The sequence below is a fragment of the Lacibacter sp. H407 genome, assembly GCF_037892605.1.
GTDB lineage: Bacteria > Bacteroidota > Bacteroidia > Chitinophagales > Chitinophagaceae > Lacibacter.
This window is the reverse complement of the sequence record NZ_JBBKTU010000001.1, coordinates 2840537-2860684: the sequence shown is the minus strand read 5'-3', so window position 1 is coordinate 2860684 and position 20148 is coordinate 2840537. Positions and strand designations below refer to the sequence as shown.

Here is a 20148-nt window from a genome sequence, read left to right as displayed (position 1 = left end):
GTTGAATGGGGTTACAGCAAAATATTACCATCCCGTGTTTTGCAATAAGATGCCTTTGCTCTTGAATATCTCGTTGCGTGGAATGGGATAACGATGCATATAATCTAAGTACACCTTCTGCATGTTGGCAGGTAACAACTCTTTGTTATACGTAAATGTGCCGTTGCTGTTACGCACTACATTCATTCCATACATGGGTTGCGCAACAATTTCGGGACCTGCTTTCCAACGCATGATATCATACCAACGGAAATCTTCAAATGCAAGTTCCACTGCACGTTCATTACGGATACGTTGACGCATCTGTGCCTGTGTTAAACCTGCAGGCAAAGGCGGCATGGCCACACTTGCTCTTGCACGTATCTGATTAATGACATCGTACACTGAAGCATCAGGGCCTACTGCTTCATTTTGCGCTTCTGCATAATTCAATAAAATTTCTGCATAACGGAAATGAATGTAATTAAGCACAGCAGTACCGGCTACATTTCTGATATAAGGCTCGGGCCATAATTTTCTGCTGTAATAACGGGTAGCAGTGTACGTAACGTTACCGGTAAGATAATCTCTGCCACCGCTCCACATTTGTATTCTTCTTCCCTGCCATGGTGCATCGTTGTATAAGATATTGGCATAAAAACGGGGATCACGGTTGGCATACGGATTTTGCGGATCGTAACCCGATGCAGGATCAGCAGGAAGCAAACCTGTTGGTTTCATTTCGTACAGATCAACATGATTCTGTGTTGGGTTCAATTGACCCTGTGCACCACCGGAACCAGGCGACATTGCAAAGTCTAACAGAAATCCATCAATTGTTCTTGGTCCCCTGATCTTGATCATGATGTATTCAGGAGATGTTGTTACGTTGAGAATATCTGTATACGTTGCCTGTAATGAATAACGATTCAAATCAATCAATGATTTAGCAGCAGCTGCCGCAGCAGCCCACTTTGTGAGATCATTTGTTTCATTATTCAAACGGCTTGCAGCGAATAACAATAAACGGGAACGAAGTGCTTTTGCAGCGCCATTCGTTGCACGACCATAATTTGACTGCGGATAATCATCCGGCAACAATGGCTCTGCCTTTTCAAGATCAGATAAAATAAAATTCACACATTCAGTGTAAGTATTTCTCGGAACATCAATATCCTCATTCGGACCATACACTTTGTCGACAATGATCACACCACCAAAACGCTTGATCAATTCAAAATAAAGAAAGGCACGGATAAAATACATTTCACCTTTAATTCGATCGGGTGATTGATTCACTGTCCATGGCACATTATCCATCTTCGCCAACATATTATTTGTAACACGGATACCGGCATACGCTCTTGACCAAACATCACCTATATCATTCAGCGATGCGCCTCCTCTTTCGTAATGATCATGATATGTTCCGTTCGTTAATGTGCGGATGGAAATTTCATTATTGCCGGAAACAGCTTCATCAGCAGCTTGACCGGTAATCCCACGATGTGCATTAAAACGTGCATATTCATCTATTAAATGATTGTAAGCATTATCAGCATATTGTGATGCCAACACAGGGTCAGCAAATGTTTTTTCTTCCGACAGGTTTACACTTGGTGCCCTGTCGAGAAAATTCTTGGTACAGGAAGCAGAGCAACACAAGAACAAAATGTTCAATGATATATATATAGCAGCTTTCATTTGAACTCGTTTTAAAGTTGAAGATTAACCCCGAAGTTGTAAATTCTTGATGTGGGGTAAATTGACTGTTTAGAAAAATCAGTATTCGAAAGATTGATATTCTCAGGATCTAAGTACATTTTGTACTTGGTCCATGTAAACAGGTTTTGTCCTGTTACATATACACGCAACCCTTCGATCTTCATGGCACTTAACCAACTCTTAGGTAAGCTCCATGACAACTCGATATTCCTGATCTTTAAATACGATGCATCCTGTAAAATAAAATCGTTCAACCGATAACTGATATATGCATTTCCTCTTGAGTGCAATGCAGGCCAGGTGGCTTGTGCTGCTTTATCAGCAGTCCAACGTCCTTGCTGGAATTCATACATCTGTTGACCATTGTTCTGTTCAGATAAAATCACATCCGAACTTACATTAGCTACACCCTGAAACAACACATTTAATGTAAAACCTTTGTAACCGATCGAAGGAGAGAAACTATAAATATATTCCGGCGTACGTGAATAGCCAATTGGCACTACATCATCTGCATCGATCTTGCCATCATTATTGTAATCCTTGTATTTAAGATCACCTGGTATTGGACGACCCAAAGTATTGGTGGGTGAGTTGTTTATATCATCCTGTGATTGATAAAATCCTTCAGTGAGAAACCCAAAGAATTGGCCAACAGGTTTGCCTTCCTGTTTCAAATAATCAGGACGACCCGGTGGCTCATCACGACTGATGATTTTATTTCTTGCATACGAGATTTGTGCAGAAATGCCCCAACTGATGTTGCGTGTATTCCTACGATAATCCACTTCTACTTCATAGCCTCTATTATATACACGTCCGATATTTAATGCCGGATACGTTTGTCCGTATGTTTGAAGACCTGATGAACGATTCGTTAAGATATCAACTCGGTTTTCATCAAACACATCCACGACAATTGAAAGTGCTGAATTAAATAAACTGGCTTCAAAACCAATATTTCGTTTTGTTCCTTTTTCCCATGTTACATCCGGATTACCGAATGAAGTTGGAACAACTACCTGATAATTCACCAACGATGTTGGTAAACCAAACTGTACACCTGTACCGGGTCTTGAAAACACAGGATCGGTTGACAAACCACCTGTAATTTGTGAGTAGTTATCGAGGAATAAAAAACGTGTATTCAGTTTATCATTTCCTACAATACCGTACGAACCACGTATTTTCAAATTGGTAACCCACATTACGTTTTGCATGAATTTTTCATTGCTCAACGTCCAACCTGCAGAGACTGCAGGGAAGAAACCATATTGCTTTCCTTTTGCAAACTGTTCTGATCCGTTATACGCTGCATTGAATTCAACGAAATATTTTTTGCTGAGGTTATAGGTTACTCTTCCCACCAAACCTTGTGATGCTCTTGGTGGCGCATTTAAACCTGAACCCTGTTGATTGATCAATTGACGTGTAGCCAGCAGCAAACCTGTAAATGCGTGCTCACCAAATGTGCGATCGTAATTAAATCCGGTTTGTAAGTTTGAACTGATCAACCCATCATACGAAGAAATTAAGCCACTCAATGGTTCATCTCGTGGTCTGTCGGGCGACAATGTAACTTCTTTCGTTTGACGATTGATGACATAAGCTGCCCAAACTGCGTTTCTTCTTACATTACTGGAGAAATAAGAATCGTAGCCAAACACTGTTTTAAAACTCAAGCCTTTGGTAATTGCATCCAGTTTATAATTTAAGTTGAATGTACTTTCCAATGTATTGCTGTCATCTTCACGTGTTCCCCAGCGGGTGATCACTGCATACGGATTCCAGATATTTGTACCAACGTTTGGATTTTGTGCAATACGTCCATCTGGTAATGTTACAGGATACGCAAACGAAGGTGTCTGCAAAATGCGTGAAATCATCGCCTCAATATTATCATACGAGAACGAACCGGAACCTGAACGTAAGCCAGCCGGTTGATAACGACTGCCGAGCTTCCCACCAAGCCGAACACCGATCTGCAGATCTTTACTCAATGTAAAGTCAACATTGGTTCGGAAATTATAACGGCTGTAAGAAGGTGTTGTTTTAAAACCAAATGGTGATTGAAATTTTTTGAAGATGCCATCTTCAAACAAGTAACCGATCGATGCGAAATACTTGATCACCTTTGTACCACCGCTGATACTCAGATTATGTTGTGTTTGCGGAAATACTTTACGTGTTAAATAATCGAACCAATTGATATCCGGATAACCCAATGGATCAGAACCATCTTTAAACTTTTGCAGTTCATCCTGTGTCCATGTTTCAGTTAAACCATCATTACGGTTGGCTTCATTAATGAGCAATGCATTATCGTATGCACTCATTGCCTTTGGAATACCGGTGTATGTTTGAAAACTTACGTTGCCGCTGTAAGAGATCCGTGGTTTCCCTTCTCTACCTGTTTTGGTAGTGATCACAATTACACCATTCGCACCTTTGATACCAAATACCGCTGTTGAAGCAGCATCTTTCAATACAGTAACCGTTTCAATTTCGTTTGGATCGATATCACCGAAACCTGCACGCTCTACACCATCAACCACAACAATCGCTGCGTTGTTATTGTAGGTGGCAGAACCACGGATATTAATGAGCGCTTCATTGTTACCCGGCTGACCGCTGCGTTGCACAGCTGATAAACCTGTAAGCCGGCCGATTAAACTATTGGTAACGTTTGAAGTGGGTGAACGAAGAATTTCTCTGCCCGATACCGTTGTAACCGCACCCGTTATGGATGCTTTTCGTTGCGAACCGTATCCAACTACCACCACATCATTTAATGTTGAAGGAAGAAGTTTCAAGGTTACATTAATCGCATTCGCATCTTTCACTGTTACATCTCTTGTTTCGAAACCAACAAAACTGAAACGAAGTACTGCGCCTATTGCCACCTGTATACTAAAATTTCCAGTAGCGTTTGTTGCTGTTCCAATGTTTGCACCAACAACAATTACAGATACACCCACAATTGGATTGCTCTCCGCATCTCTTACTGTACCTGTAATGTCAATTTGAGGAATTGGTTTAGGTGCTGGAAAACCTGCCCCATCTGCACGTTTAATTGCAATGGTCCGATCAATGATCTCGTACGTAAGTCCCTGCCCTGCTAAACAGGAATCAAGCACTTGTGTAATGCTTGCATTTTTAAGATTAACCGATACTTTACCGGCTTTTTCAATGAGCACATTCTCATAGAAAAAACCGTAGCCGCTTTGCTTTTTAATAAGCTTGAAGATTTTCTCCAACGGCACGTTCTGTTCTGAGATGTTGATCTTTTGCCCATAGCCGGTGGCACTCACCTGCAAGGCAACAGCAATCATTAATACAATCGTCAGCTTCATAATCAGAAGTAGTTTTGGCGGAATGACCCATGATCTGGGCATGGCATTACTACATACAAAGTTTTGCATACTTTTGTAAGGTTTAGGGTTTGTTAAGCAATCCTGGTCGATTGAGAATGAATACCTAAGCATATTCTCCAGGGGCGTTCCACCGCTCCTGGTTTTTTATGTATACACTCCCGGTTTTATACTTCGTTGCAGTTAGTAAATAACTGATAATTTATTCTGTTCAATTTTAAATTGTATATCTGCTGCATTCAACAATTTCAACACCTGCGACAAACTCATATTCCTCGACATTTCTACAGAGAAATAACGTTTTTTCTCTACTCCGCTATAAGCAACTTCAATATTATACCAACGCTCAAACTGACGCATGATGGTGGTTAAACTTGTGTTGTCGAAATTAAAATTTCCGTTTTTCCAGGCGACCGCTTCATCCACATTACCCGGTCCAGTTTTCATTGCGCCTGTTGAATTAACATCAGCTTGCTGACCCGGTTTTAAATAACCGGAAGATGTACCGGTGTTCAATTTCACTGAACCTTCTAATAACGTTGTGCGGATTGCAGCTTCATTTTCATAAGCCATCACATTAAAGTGTGTACCTACTACTTCAACATCCACATTATTTGCTTTTACATGAAACGGCATTTTTTCATTCTTCGCAATTTCAAAATAACCTTCACCTGTTAATTCAACAGTTCGTGTTTCACCCGTGAATGCAGTCGGGAAACGAAGTGATGAAGCTGCATTGAGCCATGCTTTGCTGCCATCGGGCAACACCACCTGGTACTGTCCACCTTTTGGTGTTGAGATAGTATTGAAAGTAATTTGATCGGCAGATGCAGCATTGCCGGAAGCATCGTACACGATCAGGCCATTTTTATTCTGCAATACCGTACCACCTTGTGCAGCAATGCTGCCTGTTTTTGCACTGTCGAGTACAATCACTGTTCCATCGGCCAATGTAAGTATGGCTTTATCTGTTCCCGGTAACACTTCTTTTGCAGGAGCAGTTGTAACAGGTTTTAAAACAGCCGTATCATTTATTGTTGAAGACTTGTTGAAGTATTGAAAGAAAATGGTGGCGCCGATAAGAAGGATGGCTGCAGCAGCTACCTGCGGCAACCAGCGTTTATAGAAAGGAATAACTTTTGTTTCCACTTGAATATGCTGTAGCAATTCATTGCGAACACGTTGACTCCACTCTGCTTTATTGATTGTTTGAACATCGCCTGTTTGGGCATTGTACAGGTCTTTCATTTCCTGTAAGAGCAAACGGTTGGATGAAGACTGCTGCAGGTAATCGAATAACTCAGTTGCTTCCTGAGGGGTGCAGTTGTTATCGATATAGCGTTTAATTAAACGTTGGTAATATCCGGTTTCTTTATTCATAATGGCAAAAAAAGCAGCTCGCTTATACTATATATCGTTGAATTAAAAAGAAGGGTGGGTCTAAAAAAAGAAAAACTGATTTTTTTTCAGGGCTTTTGCGTAAGCAGGAACAAAAAGAGCAAAGACATATCGCCGTGTTGCGAAAAATACTCCCTGATATTCTTCATGGCCATTACCATATGCTCCTTTACAGTGTTACGGGAAATGCCCAACTCTGTTGCCACTTCCTCATAACTCATGCCTTCCTGACGGCAAAGCTTAAACACTTTCTTTCGTTGAACAGGTAATTGCTCAACCGCATGGTTCAGTAACTTTTCATACTGCTGCCATAATAAACGGTTTTCCGCACTTTCTGCATTACTGCCAAGCTCTGTCATCACTTTGCTGCGAAGTGTTTCATCGCTGGCGATCTTCTTCAATAGTGCAAAAGCCTGGTTGCGGCTTATCTTATATAAAAAGGCGGGAAATGATTGTTCAGGATTGAGGCGCTCCTTTATCTGCCAGATCTTAATGAAAACTTCCTGCACAATGTCTTCAGCTAATTCAGGCACTTTCACCAACTTTAGTACCCAATTGTACACAAGTGGATGATAGCGATCGTACAGGGTAAGAAAGGCTTGTTGGTCGCCCCGCTTCAAACGCTCCATTAATTCTATTTCATCAAAGGGTTTCATCAAGCAGTTCAATCATAATCATTCATACAACCTGCGCAGCAATCGATAAAAAATTTTGGGAGCAGGCATTAACGGTTTAAAAATAGAGATATTAAACGACTTGGCTCAAAAGCAGTGGTTTTACGGCTGAAATCGCACTCAAAAGTATCCATCTCATTAAAACCGAAAGACTATTTTACTACAACCTTGTCGTTACTATTTTCGGAAAGAAAGACGCAATTAAGTAAATTGATTCAGATATAGGTTAAACTACTTCACAAGTTGTAAGTCGAAAAACCCAAACAGATCTGTATGAAACAAATGTCTTTCCTTTCATTGCTCTTTTTATCGATCACTTCTATCATTAACCTTTCCTGCAAAAAAGATAACAACGCTGATAATGGCAGCGGCAATACCAACACTGTACCTGCTGTTTATTTAAAAATATACGGCGCAACAAGTATTACATCCGATGGTACGTTTATTACCATTAAAACAAATGGCAACCCCGATCATAAAAGCGTGTACTACCCCAATGGCAACGCATTGTACGAAACATTCAGCGGCACCACATTTGGCGGCAACACGTTTACAAAAAATCCAAACTCTATTATTACACAGAACTACACGTTCAAAATTCCACTCAATCCAACTGTTGCTGCTACACATGCTGCTACGCCTTTAGGTGCGATGGGCGTTGCAGTAAACGGCATTCCTTTATATAATCAGTATGCAGGACCAAGCCAACCACTTACAAACGAAGTGATGAGTTTTGATCAATACTGGGGGCATCCGACTGCAACAGGCCGCTATCATTATCATGTAGAACCACTTTACCTCACTACTGTAAAGGCAACAAAATCTTCGTTAATGGGTTTCCTGCTCGATGGTTTTCCGGTATATGGCTCCGAAGAAAATGGTGCCGCAGTAACAAATGCCATGTTGGATGCTTATCACGGACATACGCATGCAACAGTTGATTATCCGAATGGTATTTATCATTATCACATCACCAATACAGATCCTTACATAAATGGTAGTGGATATTATGGAACGCCCGGTACAGTTACACAATAAGATCATCTTGCTTTACCTGACCATTAGTTTGTTTGGTTGTTCAACAGAAAAAAAGAAAAAAGAAGAACCTGTTTCTAATCTTTTTTTGAATATGACTGATGCCCGTATTTCAAACAGAATCGGTATCATCTATTTTAATGATCAACTATTCAGCGGAGTGGTCTATTCGTTATACCCCTCAACTACCGACACTGCTGCAAGTGCTTCTTATCTTAATGGGAAAGAACATGGACGCTGGGTAAAGTATTACACCGATGGAAAATTATTTGAACAACGAAGTTTTGACAACGGCAAGAAAACAGGAGTGCTTGAAACATGGTGGCCGAATGGAACTAAGCAAACATATTATCTCTTTACAAATGATGAATACGAAGGCACCTGTCGTGAATGGTCAAGTGATGGATTGCTGGTGAAAGAAATGAATTATCATAAAGGACATGAAGAAGGCAAACAAAAATGGTGGTATGATAACGGAAAGATAAAAGCCAACTACATCATTAAGCAGGGAAGACGTTATGGATTACTGGGCACTAAAAATTGCATGAATGTATCAGACAGTATTTTTAAGAATTAGTTTCTTCTTTTTAATCCTTTTTACTTCGGCTTGTTCACAAAAACAACCCAGAGAACAGCTCCCGTATTATAACAGTCCTGATTTTACGCCGGTGTTTTTACAAGCAAGCGAAGATGTGACTAAAAAAATCCCACATACCATTGGCCGCTTTTCGTTTACCAATCAATCTGGCAATACAATAACAGAACAAACAGTTGATGATAAAATTCATATAGCCAATTTCATTTTTACACGTTGTGCCAGCATTTGCCCGGTTATGATCAAACACATGAAGATGGTTGAGAAAGAATATGCCGGCGATAACAACATTGTTCTTCTTTCTTACAGCGTCACTCCGTGGATTGACAGTGTGAGCCGATTGAAAGAATTTGCTGAACAGAATAAGATCAGCTCAGCAAACTGGCATTTGCTTACCGGTAACAAAGCAGAGATCTACAACTTAGCAAGACGATCTTATTTTGCTGAAGAAGACCTTGGCTTTACCAAAGACAGTTCTGAATTTCTGCACACAGAACATATTCTGTTGATCGATAAAACAAAACGCATCAGGGGAATTTACAACGGCACGCTTCAATTAGAAATTGAACAACTGATCAGGGATATAAAAATTTTACAAACTGATTAATTAGCCAGAAAAAATAATGCCTAACTCCACACTTCGTTAGTGACAATCAAACAACCGCTTTACTTCTTGCGCACTACCTATTGCATCATACTTGGTACAATATTGTTTGAAAATAAATAGTCTGATCCGCTTTTATAAATAAGACCAAACCAACCTCTGTCGTCCCAAGGCGTGAAACTCATTTTTTCTGCTTTACATGTAACTCTGAACAGTTTATAATATCCACGAACGAGATCAGTATTCCTTTCGCCTGTGTTTGATTGTCGCCCCACTCCAAATTCACCATAGTTAATCGGCACATCTATCAGTTTTGAATGAACACCTACTTTTTTAATTGCATTTTCAATACTTGCAGTTCCCGGCCATGCAGCATTGCTGCCTGTTTGTCCGCAGAATGCCCATGGATCGTACGTATGCACTTGTATTGCAAGATATACATCGTTGCCAGCTCCCGGCAGGGTTGCTTTTGTTGGATAAACTTCCTCAATCATACCCTGGTTACCTTGTCCGTTTGGAGAAACCATCACAAGACGTGTTGTATTGTTACCACCGGTTGCACGAATAGCATCATACCCAACTTTATTTATTTTTCGAGTATAGTCAATGGCCTGTGCGTTTGTTGGTAACGGATAACCTGTTCCGCTCCATTGACCCATTGCTCCTTCCGGTTCGTTCAACACTTCAAACAGCAATTGTTTCGGATAGTCTTTAAAAAATGTAGCGATACCGTTCCACAAGGTTGTAAATTTTGTATCGAAAGCTGCAGAGCCATCATAATTATCTTTCAACCAATGTTCATGATGTGTGTTGATGACCACATACATTTTTTTAGCCAACGCATAATCAACGATCTCTTTCAATTCAAGAAGCCGTGGATGACTGACATTCACATTTCCATTAGCATCAGCAAGATTGCTGCTGAAGCCCTGCGCCCATGTAACAGGAATACGCACATGACGCATACCAGCTGAATAATACAAATCAATGATTTGTTTGTTCGTTGCAGGTGCAGATGAATTGATCCCGTTTTCAAACGTATTGCCCAAATTAAAACCTGCAGCCATATCTTCAATGATTTCTTTGGCAGTAGTTGAATTCGTGTTGATTGAAGGGATCGGCGTTACTGTTGGCGGAGTAACAACCACCGGCGCAGGTCCGCCTGATTTCTTTTTACAAGAAAAAAGGAACATTAAAATGAGCACTGGCAGTATTCTGCAAAAAACATTTCGCAACGTTGCGTTTTGTTGATACCGGTTTGTCATGATTATTATTTAGTTTATGATGAAATAAATCTGCTACTTGATCAGTTTGAAATTGAGATAATCGTAATTCATATTCCCGTTGGTTACAGTTTTAATCGTAAGCACATGAATACCTTTCTTCAGTTGAATGGTTGCGAGCTGATCGATCCTGTTCCAATGATGCCATTGTCGCCATGGAATTGTTTCTTTATCGTTTTTTGTTGATGGAATCATAACTTCAGGAATTGTTTCCTTTCCATCGATCAGTAAAGAGATGCTTCCATCGCCGCTTGCTGTGTACATAATGCCGATCGTATAGCTTCCTGATTTAGTTACATTAACGGTATAGTTGATCCACTCACCGGGCTTCGTCCAACCTGCATATAACTCTCCCATTACAGGTTCAACAAGATTATACGGACTGTTATCAATATCCCTTGCTTTGGTATAAGAAATATCAACGGCTTCTTTCATTCTGAATTCATTGAGAAATGTACCGTTTGCAGGATTCAGATTGCCACTGCCGTTGTTCATTGTATCCTTATCATGATAGGCAACTCCTTCTCCACCTAAATCGTAGAACTCGCATTGTACTTTTCCGGGAATTTGTTGCGGCTGTCTATTCCACGGCTTGCCTTTATAGTTGTTGAACACCGACTTAATTTCATTTTCATTAGCAGCAACTTTTGTATACACAGGCGGCCGTTCGTTATCAAAATCATCACTGGTATAATTGACCTTCGTAATTGTATTGCCTTTAAAAATTAATACCTGTGTTGAACGTTGCTGAATAGTATCAGTATAAGTTGCATGTAGTTTAGCTGCAATAGAAAGATTGATGCCGCTTTTTGCATGACTATTGTTGATGCCGTTTAAAAGATAGTTTTTTGTTTCACCAAAGCCACGGTTCATGATCATTACACTTAACTGATCAGCATCCTTTGCAGCATAAACAATAAAATCACTATCAGACGCAGTTCCTTTTACAAATGTTCCGGTGAAATACTTCGCAACAAATTCCATGTGGCGGTATGATGCTCTTGGCGTCATGTTCTTTCCATCAATGAAACTGAAATCAGAACCCTTGCGATCGCCTGCATGTTCAAACATGCTCCAGCTGTTCGCATACATCGCACCATATTCCATACAATAACCCAGCACAGCACCAAACATTTGTCCGTTGCCCCAGGTGTGTACCTGCGGCCCACCTTTTGCATTGTATTCACCAATGCCCCACTGCAATGCATACTTACCTGTGCGGTTGTGCAGTTTATTTACTTCGTCAACTTTTTGTTTTGCTTTTTTGATGCGCACCAACATATCATTGGCTCCTTCTGTAGCACCATCGCCGTTACCTTGCGGATAACGATGAAATGTCAATCCATCGCAATAATAATATGTATGCCCCGGCACTTTGCCTGCAATATCATTCTTACCTCCAAACAGATCATTGTAATAATTCAGATAGTCGCATTCATTTGGCCCATAGATCATGATAGTTGAATCAACTGCTTTCATCGCAGCTGCTCTCGGTTTAAAATAAGCTTCTACTTTTGCAGCAAATGTTGACGCATCGGGTTTGCCTGCCTGTAACCAAGGTTCGTTACCGATGTTCCAGTATTTAACAGGTTTAATCCCTTCATGTTTTTCAACATTAAAGAAACGAACAAGGTCTGCAGCAGCTTGTTCATTTTGATATTGCGATACCTGTATCACAGGTTCTGCTCCCATCGACTGTATATTCCTTACCCAACCTAAAAGCGTTTCATTCGATGGCATCTTTTTATCGTATGAATGACCACCGATACGGATTGTTTTTACAGCTGATTTTTTTGTAAGATCCCACACCATTGGGCGCACATCACTGTACCAAACATTCGTACCAACCAACTGCGGACTTATCTTTTGTGCAGCTGCTTCAAACGAAAAAAACAGCAATAAAAAAATACTTAATCGCATGTTGGAACGTACTATTCTTTTTATGTAATTATAGTTCATCATGTTCTATGATTAAATTTTCACCTTTGGCATTTTAGGCACTAACAAACTAAACAACGACCATGCAATGATGTATGCCAGTGCACAAATAATAAACATGATATAATAGCCTGTTTCAATTTTTCCCAATGCTTTGAAATGATCCAGCAACAAACCTGCTGTTCTTGCAATAATAATTCCGCCAACTGCACCAACCATACCACCAATACCTACTACAGATGCAACAGCTTTCTTTGGAAACATATCAGAAACGGTTGTGAAAATATTTGCCGACCATGCCTGGTGAGCTGATGCAGCCAAACCAATGATCAACACTGCGTACCAATAATTAAATGTGCCCAACCATTGTGCTGCCAACATAGGCAACGCACATAAAGCAAAAATGAGTAATGCTGTTCTGCGTGCTTTGTATAACGGCCAGCCTCGTTGGATGAAATAACCCGAAAGCCATCCGCCTGCAATACTTCCGAACATGGCAATGGTATATACAACAGCTATGGGAAATGCCAGTGCAAGTTTCGTCATGCCGTATTGCTTGTTTAAAAACGAAGGCAACCAGAAAAGAATGAACCACCAAACAGGGTCAGTAAAAAATTTCAACAATGCAAAAGACCATGTTTGCCGATAGCCCAAGAGCTTAACCCATTTTATTTTTGTTGGAGCATCTTCAAATTGTTCATCATCTATATCATCGCTGTGAATATGATTGTATTCTTCAGCCGATATTTTTTTATGCTTATGCGGGCTATCATAAAACAACCACCAAAAGAGTAACCAGATAAGCCCAATTGCACCTGTAATAATAAACGCCCACTCCCAACCAAGTGTACCTGCAATAAGCGGCACAGATAACGGTGCGATGATTGCACCGATATTTGTTCCCGAATTAAATATACCTGCTGCCAATGCCCGTTCTTTTTTCGGAAACCATTCTGCTACTGTTTTAATTGCTGCAGGAAAATTTCCTGCTTCACTAAAACCTAATACAGCTCTTGCGACCATGAAACCTCCGGTAGAGATGGCGAAAGCATGACCGATTGCTGCAAGACTCCAGATAACCAACGCCAACGCATAGCCGAATTTTGTACCGATACGATCAATAATAAAACCCGAGCCGATCATACCCAATGCATAAGTAACCTGGAAAGCAATCACAATATTGGCATAATCCGTTTCCGTCCAGCCAAACAAAGGCTCCAGGTAATCATCTTTCAGCAAGCTGATCACTTGTCTGTCGAGATAATTAATCGTAGTAGCAAAAAACACCAACGACAGAATGATCCATCTGTATTTTTTTACCGGAGTTTTATTGACTGATACACTTAAACTCATGTTACTAATTAATAGTTGATACTTCCACTTCAATACCCTTATCTTCTGCAGAAACATAAGCTGCATAAATAGTAGCAATTACATCTGCTGCCAATTGACTGTTACTTTCGATCGCTTCTCCAAATGCCGCTGTGCGATAAAACGCTTCCATTTCATGCTGATAGCCATTGAACCATGCTTCATCGGGCGATATAAAAGACCAGCCCTGTTTGGTTCCCGTTTTTTCTACCACATAGACATCATTGAAATTTTCTTCAACAGGATTATACGTTTGCATTGCATTGTTCGGTGCGATGTTGCAAATGCTACGATGATTATTTGCATGCACTTCTACGTAATTTTTAACTCCGCCCTGTAACAACTCACTTGCAACAATATCTGCAATGCTTCCATCTTCAAATACCACATGAACCATTGCATAATCTTCTACATCTTTATATGTATCCCTCAAATGATCTTCGTTTATATAACCCGGCATTCTTGTAATAGGATGAGTTCTTGCAGAAACAGTTTTCGGACGAATCGGCTTTCCATTTCTTGCACGCCCTTCAACTTGTTTTAAATAGATAGCAGCCGTTAATGGATGACTACCCTTGCCCATTAACGAACCACCACCTGATAAATGCCATTGTCCATAATCCAACGAATGTGAACCTGAGTGCGATTGCTGCGCCTGTATCCAAAGTATCTGTGCATTTGTTTTCTGAATCAGCTCACGTTCTTTTTGGATAGCCGGAGCATACACCCAATTCTCTGCATACATAATTGATCCTGCACTTTCCTTCTCAGCCAGTAACATCCGCTCAATACTTTTCAAGGCGAAGGCTAATCCATCTTTACGTGGAAACGAATCCCCACTGAAAGTTTTACTGTCATCACCAAAATATCCTGTGAAAGGTTTTTCAACAATTACATGCTTACCTTTCGCTAATACCCGTATCACTATTTCTTCATGTGTGGAGGGCGGTGTGCACACATGCAATACATCTGATGCAGCAATTAATGCCTCGAGACTTTCGAAACTTTTGATTTCTCTTGGTTGAGTAAAAGCATCTAACCGTTCACGGTTGGTAGAAAACGAACCAGCTACTTCCACGTTAACACTATACACACGTTTGAGTGCTTCGTAATGAAACTTTGCAGCGAAGCCTGAACCAATAATTCCGGCACGTATTACATTCAACTTTGGGTTCATGTTATTTCTTAGCCGGTATTAATGCATTCCTGATCGGCTCCACCCATTCATCTTTATTCATATCATACAGAATAAAATCAGAATCGAATTGCCAGTAACTCCAGCTCCAGTTTCTTACCTCGGCTTGTCTTGCTACATAGTTGGTCCACTTGATGCGTGAAGGCATATCAGCTCTTTCATAAGCACCGAACTCACCTAACGTAAGTGGCCGTTTATTTTGCTTTGACCATTGTTGTGCAAAATCAAAATCAGCTTTTACCGAATCTTCCTGCGCCTTGCTTTGTGTCCATTCAATTCCACTCAGGTCTTTATTACGTATCGACCATGGCGCACCCTGATGTGTAAACTGTATGGGACTGTAATAGTGAATGGCGACAATAATATTTCTGTCTTCTTCCGGCAATTTCAAATCCGGTAAAAATTTGATCTGGTTACCATTGATGGTACCGATGATGATCGTCCGGTTTGGATTTGACGTTCGTACAACCTTATATGCTGCAGTTTGAATCGTATTCCAGGTATCAGGTTTCATATTGGGCTCGTTACACAATTCAAACAGCACATCATTGGAATAACTCTTGCAATGCTCTGCAATCTGTTTCCACATCGCCAATATCTTCGGCATATGCCCTAATGGATCTTTTGCAATGGTATTGTGTTCATGAAAATCAACAATCGCCATCAACCTATTTTTCAATGCTTCTTTAATGGCCCAATCAAGTGTAACAAAGAATTCAGGTTTGATGGTATAGGCTGAATCTCCCATGGAGAATTTGAACGGCGCAATCACAATACGCACATTATTAAAACCTGCTTCTTTGATAAGTTTGAAATGCTTTGCCTTCATCCTTGCTTTAGATGAATCTTTCCACAGCGGATCGTAGCCAATAATATTTACACCTCTTCCCATCCGCCTGTTTTGTTCAAATGCATAATCAGCTCCCTGCTTGTTCTGTGCAGAAACAATCGAAACAGAAAAAAAAGAAACCATCAACGTAAGAAACTTAAACGAAGCCATCATGTTTGTTCTCATAGAAATAATTTATTTGTACACTTCTATAATTGCTTTATTCAAATCATTGAGCATTCCTGGAACCAATGCAAATGGATCATAAGGCGTACCCCGCACCAATAATGTTTCAACAGGCAAATAGCCTTTATAACCGCCATCTTTAATGATTTGTACGAGACGCTTATAATCTGTAGGAACTTTACTGCCAATACCAAATACACTTTCTTTGATTTGCCAGTTAACCGCATATGGCACAACCGCTGCAATGTCTTTATAAGGATCTTCTGTTTTAAAATTTCCAACATCAACAATCAATCCTGCCCATTTTGAATTAACTCCTTTCAATACATAAATACATTGATCCGCTGTTTGCAGCATATCACCATGGTTCTGGATACCGATCTTTACATTATACTTTTCACCATAAGCCACACATTCTTTGTAACACTCGATCATCCATCCTGCTACTTCGTTCCATTTATTTTCATAGCCCTTCGGAATTTCGCCCGAGAACAAACGGAGCACCGGTGCTCCCATCTTTGAAGCTGCAACGATCCATTTTTTTGCAAGTTCAACACCTGCTGCACGTACTTTCGGATTGGGGGAAGCAAAATCATTGCGGATACCGGTGCCACTGATCACAATACCCAGCTGTGCTGCTCTGTCTTTAAATTTTTTCAGATATTCATCCGAAGGCACTTCCGGATAAGTAGGAAAGAAATAAGCTGTTGGGTCGAGTGCTTTTATTTTTTTTGTAGCACACCAATCGAGCAGATTAAACAAGGAATAAACTTGCTGCTTATCACGACTATCCTTTGCTGAAAGCAGATCGCTGAATGAATAGGCATTCAATGCAGCAATAACAGGCACTCCGTTTTTCTTCTTCTGTGCAATTGTATTTGAAGCAACAATGCTGAAGCATAAGATCATTACAATACTAAGCCGTCTTATACTCTTTCTATTTGTTGATTCTATAAAGGATGTATGCATGTTTTATTTTTTCAGATTTAATGATTGAATGTTCCGTTACTTACAAAGGCAATCTTCTTACTGTCAGGCGACCAGCTTGGAACGTTCATGGTTCCCTGTCCCCCGTAGAGGTAAGAGATCACTTTTGGTTCGCCGCCTGCTGCAGGCATTAAACGCAAATACACACGTTCATAAAAAGGATGTTTGTCTGCTGGCACTTCCTTGGGGAATGAAATAAACACCAGCCATTTGTTATCGGGTGAAACGTGTGGAAACCAATTGTTCATTTCATCAAACGTTAACTGTGTTTGATTTTTCCCATCAGGATCCATTCGCCACACCTGCATTTTTCCGGTGCGTGCAGAACAGAAATAAATGTATTTTCCATCGGATGAATATTCTGAACCATCATCCAACCCTTTTGCATTGGTTAATCGAATTTCCTTACCACCATCTTTTGATATTTTGTAAATATCAAAATCTCCATTACGTTCACCTGTATACAATAAGAACTGACTATCGGGCGACCATCCATGGAAGTAAGAGGGGCTTTTCTCTGTTATTCGTTTCGGCACACCACCTGTAACAGGCACTGTATAAACCACCGACTGACCTTTTGCTTCAGCCGCATGATGACTGATGCCGATCTGTTTTCCATCGAATGTTAATACATGATCGTTGTTGTTCTTAACAGCAAAATCTGTATTCAACAATGTGGATTCTTTTGTAGCTAAATTGAAATTGTACAGTTTACCGCTTGCATTATAGATGAGTGTTTTACCATCGGGTGTCCAGTTGGGTGCCTGCCATGAGCCTTGTGCACTTGCAACTACTTCACGATGGCCTGTAGTAACATTCAGTACTTCTAATAAGCTTCCGAGATAGGTTTTGTACTGCACCAAACTATCCGGTGCAGTATTGAATATTCTTGTGTTACTGAACTCAGCTTCTTCTGAAAACAAATTACTGTGTGAGCAAATAAATATGCCAGCCATCAAATCAGTTCCAAGATCAATACTATCTAATTGCTGCACCTGATACACTTCACCAAAACGTGCAACAGACATTGTATAAGTGGTTCCTTTTTTCTCCAGTTGTATTACATCAGGTGCGTTTATCGTCATCTTGATTTCTTTCATCGTTCCAACCGGAGTGGTGCGATATTGCAACGACGTAAGTCCATCACCATGTACAGTACATACAACAACCGGAGAATTGGTTGCCAATGAACTTCTGATCATCAATCCTGTTTTTCGATGCAACTCATTCCCTGCGCCAATAAATTTCACCTGTGTTTGCAGAATAAAATCACCGTTCATCTTTTTGCTCACAAATGAAAAACTATCTCTGCCAGCCCAGATATTAGAGCCGGAACCTGACAAGCGATAGGTTTGCGAAGGCACATGATAACTTGCGCTGCCGGCAATTTTTGGTGAACCCACATCGGTAAACACGTCAAATGCTCCAATACTTATTACATTGCTTTGCGCAAACGAAACAGTAAAAAAAGCTGAGCCAATGAACAGGAGTATAAATTGTAGTTTCTTCATTTTTGTTTCTATCGTTGAATTATTTATCCAGGTATCTTATTAACTCATACACATGCGTGTTCAACATGCGCATATTCTCCAGCAAAGGGGAATAAGGAATGAACTGACTATTTACAATTCCTTTGTTTGAATCACGGTTTGATGGATCAGTTGTAAGATCCTGCGGATCATTGTCCTGATAGGTAAACCAATGCCAGCCAACACAGGCTTTGCTTTTCAATAATTCAATCGTGAAATTTTGATAGAAATATCCTCTGTCTTTTTGTGTAGGTACATTCCATCCTGCTCCTGTTCTATTAGGTAATTCAGAATCTTCTCCCTTGGTATACCACTCTGTAATGATAAATGGCTTGCCCGACCATGCTGTCCAGTTTGCCATGATCGATTGAACAGGTTCCCACTTACGGTAATGATTAATCGAAACAATATCCATGTATTGGCCTGCTACTTTAAAAATGGCAGGATTTTGCAACTCCTCCGACTCCTGGTTGAAACGACAACCCAAATACAAATGATTCGCATCGTATTTCCGAACAGCGGCAGCTACCTTCTTCAGATAAGTTTCAAAATAAAATCCGGTGAATGCAAGCCGATCTTCATCTGTTACATCAGCCATTGATGCATCTTTTCCTTTTCGTTCATCCAACCATTTTTTTGCGGCGATATAACCCGCCTCATCTTTCGCAAGAAAATTCAAATGCCGGTCTAATGCATCGTTCTTCCACGGTAGTTCATTGTCAGTAAAATAACCAAGCAGGTGTTTATCGTTCGCATATTTTGCGATCACTGAAATCGTTTTTTCCACATGTGCATCAAACTCGGGATCAAATACCATCGCAAGATCAAATCGGTAACCCTGCCATCCGGCAACTTTGTATTTGCCGCCAAACTTTCGTTGATGCTCGGATTTATAACTTCCCATAGGGCTTACAATAACAGTATAAACCAATGGATCTGCAGTTTGCCTTAGCAGATCAACATTCGACCAAGCACCTGTACCGTTGAAGCCATGTTGCTTCAACATCTGACTTTCCTGCTTCGCCCAATTTTCGGCTATTCCATATTTTGTGGTCATGGCTGTTTTTTGCAACGATGAATTACCTGCCCGATACACAGCCACACCCTTGTGAATAAAAGGATAACCTTCCGGATCAACGATCCACCAACGATCACCCTTTTTCTCAACTCTGAAAAAACCTGTTGCAGTTGATTGATTCACCAACCAGCTTCCATACGCATTGATCTTCGGATCGGCTTTTATTTTAAAGCCGGGCAATTTATCAATCGTCTTTGCAGTGTATGTTTTCCATGTAGTGCTGTTGGCATTGCTTCGTGCTTCGACCTGATAATAAGCAGGCATTGCTGCATCATCTTTCTTCGTTTTTTTTTGCGCCACTAACGTAGTGCAACAAACGCTTCCAATTAAAAATGTACTGAAGGTTATTCGAATATTCATGTACTTTATTT

15 protein-coding genes are annotated in these 20148 nt (G+C 40.4%); 3 read left to right on the top strand and 12 right to left on the bottom strand.

What is annotated here, in order from left to right:
• Positions 1 to 24: 24 nt before the first annotated feature.
• The 4 genes from WG989_RS12330 to WG989_RS12315 form a co-directional block, all read right to left on the bottom strand.
• Positions 25 to 1683 carry a RagB/SusD family nutrient uptake outer membrane protein gene (locus WG989_RS12330; protein WP_340429776.1) on the bottom strand — a complete coding sequence of 553 codons (1659 nt, stop codon included), beginning with the start codon at positions 1681 to 1683 and terminating at the stop codon, positions 25 to 27.
• Positions 1684 to 1694: 11 nt separating this feature from the next.
• Positions 1695 to 5057 carry a TonB-dependent receptor gene (locus WG989_RS12325; protein WP_340429775.1) on the bottom strand — a complete coding sequence of 1121 codons (3363 nt, stop codon included), beginning with the start codon at positions 5055 to 5057 and terminating at the stop codon, positions 1695 to 1697.
• Between the two features lie 201 nt (positions 5058 to 5258).
• Positions 5259 to 6455 carry a FecR family protein gene (locus WG989_RS12320; protein WP_340429774.1) on the bottom strand — a complete coding sequence of 399 codons (1197 nt, stop codon included), beginning with the start codon at positions 6453 to 6455 and terminating at the stop codon, positions 5259 to 5261.
• A gap of 86 nt (positions 6456 to 6541) precedes the next feature.
• Positions 6542 to 7129, bottom strand: a complete 588-nt coding sequence (locus WG989_RS12315) for an RNA polymerase sigma factor (RefSeq protein WP_340429772.1) — start codon at positions 7127 to 7129, stop codon at positions 6542 to 6544.
• A 291-nt stretch (positions 7130 to 7420) separates the two neighbouring features.
• Here WG989_RS12315 and WG989_RS12310 point away from each other — a divergent pair, with 291 nt between their 5' ends.
• From WG989_RS12310 to WG989_RS12300, 3 genes are read left to right on the top strand one after another with little or no spacing between them, the layout of a single operon-like run.
• Positions 7421 to 8185, top strand: coding sequence for a YHYH protein (locus tag WG989_RS12310; protein WP_340429771.1), 765 nt, complete (start codon positions 7421 to 7423; stop codon positions 8183 to 8185).
• Positions 8157 to 8759, top strand: coding sequence for a toxin-antitoxin system YwqK family antitoxin (locus tag WG989_RS12305; RefSeq protein ID WP_340429770.1), 603 nt, complete (start codon positions 8157 to 8159; stop codon positions 8757 to 8759). The genes WG989_RS12310 and WG989_RS12305 overlap by 29 nt, the downstream gene beginning before the upstream one ends.
• A complete protein-coding gene (locus WG989_RS12300; protein WP_340429768.1) occupies positions 8731 to 9384 on the top strand; it encodes an SCO family protein in 654 nt (217 codons plus the stop codon). The genes WG989_RS12305 and WG989_RS12300 overlap by 29 nt, the downstream gene beginning before the upstream one ends.
• A 77-nt stretch (positions 9385 to 9461) precedes the next feature.
• Here WG989_RS12300 and WG989_RS12295 read toward each other — a convergent pair whose 3' ends face one another.
• The 8 genes from WG989_RS12295 to WG989_RS12260 are packed head-to-tail and all read right to left on the bottom strand — an operon-like array spanning position 9462 to position 20137.
• The gene (locus WG989_RS12295) at positions 9462 to 10646 is read right to left on the bottom strand and encodes a glycoside hydrolase family 5 protein (protein ID WP_340429767.1); all 1185 of its coding nucleotides are present in this window, start codon (positions 10644 to 10646) and stop codon (positions 9462 to 9464) included.
• A 33-nt stretch (positions 10647 to 10679) separates the two neighbouring features.
• Positions 10680 to 12584, bottom strand: a complete 1905-nt coding sequence (locus tag WG989_RS12290; RefSeq protein ID WP_340429765.1) for a cellulase family glycosylhydrolase — start codon at positions 12582 to 12584, stop codon at positions 10680 to 10682.
• 51 nt (positions 12585 to 12635) lie between these two features.
• A complete protein-coding gene (locus WG989_RS12285; RefSeq protein ID WP_340429764.1) occupies positions 12636 to 13955 on the bottom strand; it encodes an MFS transporter in 1320 nt (439 codons plus the stop codon).
• Positions 13956 to 13959: 4 nt separating this feature from the next.
• Entirely contained in the window at positions 13960 to 15150 is a 1191-nt protein-coding gene (locus WG989_RS12280; RefSeq protein ID WP_340429763.1) for a Gfo/Idh/MocA family protein, read from the bottom strand.
• A gap of 1 nt (position 15151) precedes the next feature.
• Positions 15152 to 16183, bottom strand: coding sequence for a glycoside hydrolase family 5 protein (locus WG989_RS12275; RefSeq protein ID WP_340429762.1), 1032 nt, complete (start codon positions 16181 to 16183; stop codon positions 15152 to 15154).
• 9 nt (positions 16184 to 16192) lie between these two features.
• On the bottom strand, positions 16193 to 17152 hold the full coding sequence (locus tag WG989_RS12270) for a sugar phosphate isomerase/epimerase family protein (protein WP_340429761.1): 960 nt from the start codon (positions 17150 to 17152) through the stop codon (positions 16193 to 16195).
• A 17-nt stretch (positions 17153 to 17169) separates the two neighbouring features.
• Positions 17170 to 18681: a TolB family protein gene (locus WG989_RS12265; protein ID WP_340429760.1), complete on the bottom strand. Its 1512-nt coding sequence runs from the start codon at positions 18679 to 18681 to the stop codon at positions 17170 to 17172.
• A 19-nt stretch (positions 18682 to 18700) separates the two neighbouring features.
• Positions 18701 to 20137: a hypothetical protein gene (locus WG989_RS12260; protein ID WP_340429759.1), complete on the bottom strand. Its 1437-nt coding sequence runs from the start codon at positions 20135 to 20137 to the stop codon at positions 18701 to 18703.
• Between the last annotated feature and the right edge of the window lie 11 nt (positions 20138 to 20148).

Excerpts from the sequence above, each read along its gene's own strand:
- WG989_RS12330 (WP_340429776.1), bottom strand. The coding sequence starts at position 1,683 with ATGAAAGCTGCTATATATATATCATTGAACATTTTGTTCTTGTGTTGC.
- WG989_RS12325 (WP_340429775.1), bottom strand. The coding sequence starts at position 5,057 with ATGAAGCTGACGATTGTATTAATGATTGCTGTTGCCTTGCAGGTGAGT.
- WG989_RS12320 (WP_340429774.1), bottom strand. The coding sequence starts at position 6,455 with ATGAATAAAGAAACCGGATATTACCAACGTTTAATTAAACGCTATATC.
- WG989_RS12315 (WP_340429772.1), bottom strand. The coding sequence starts at position 7,129 with ATGAAACCCTTTGATGAAATAGAATTAATGGAGCGTTTGAAGCGGGGC.
- WG989_RS12310 (WP_340429771.1), top strand. The coding sequence starts at position 7,421 with ATGAAACAAATGTCTTTCCTTTCATTGCTCTTTTTATCGATCACTTCT.
- WG989_RS12305 (WP_340429770.1), top strand. The coding sequence starts at position 8,157 with ATGGAACGCCCGGTACAGTTACACAATAAGATCATCTTGCTTTACCTG.
- WG989_RS12300 (WP_340429768.1), top strand. The coding sequence starts at position 8,731 with ATGTATCAGACAGTATTTTTAAGAATTAGTTTCTTCTTTTTAATCCTT.
- WG989_RS12295 (WP_340429767.1), bottom strand. The coding sequence starts at position 10,646 with ATGACAAACCGGTATCAACAAAACGCAACGTTGCGAAATGTTTTTTGC.
- WG989_RS12290 (WP_340429765.1), bottom strand. The coding sequence starts at position 12,584 with ATGCGATTAAGTATTTTTTTATTGCTGTTTTTTTCGTTTGAAGCAGCT.
- WG989_RS12285 (WP_340429764.1), bottom strand. The coding sequence starts at position 13,955 with ATGAGTTTAAGTGTATCAGTCAATAAAACTCCGGTAAAAAAATACAGA.
- WG989_RS12280 (WP_340429763.1), bottom strand. The coding sequence starts at position 15,150 with ATGAACCCAAAGTTGAATGTAATACGTGCCGGAATTATTGGTTCAGGC.
- WG989_RS12275 (WP_340429762.1), bottom strand. The coding sequence starts at position 16,183 with ATGAGAACAAACATGATGGCTTCGTTTAAGTTTCTTACGTTGATGGTT.
- WG989_RS12270 (WP_340429761.1), bottom strand. The coding sequence starts at position 17,152 with ATGCATACATCCTTTATAGAATCAACAAATAGAAAGAGTATAAGACGG.
- WG989_RS12265 (WP_340429760.1), bottom strand. The coding sequence starts at position 18,681 with ATGAAGAAACTACAATTTATACTCCTGTTCATTGGCTCAGCTTTTTTT.
- WG989_RS12260 (WP_340429759.1), bottom strand. The coding sequence starts at position 20,137 with ATGAATATTCGAATAACCTTCAGTACATTTTTAATTGGAAGCGTTTGT.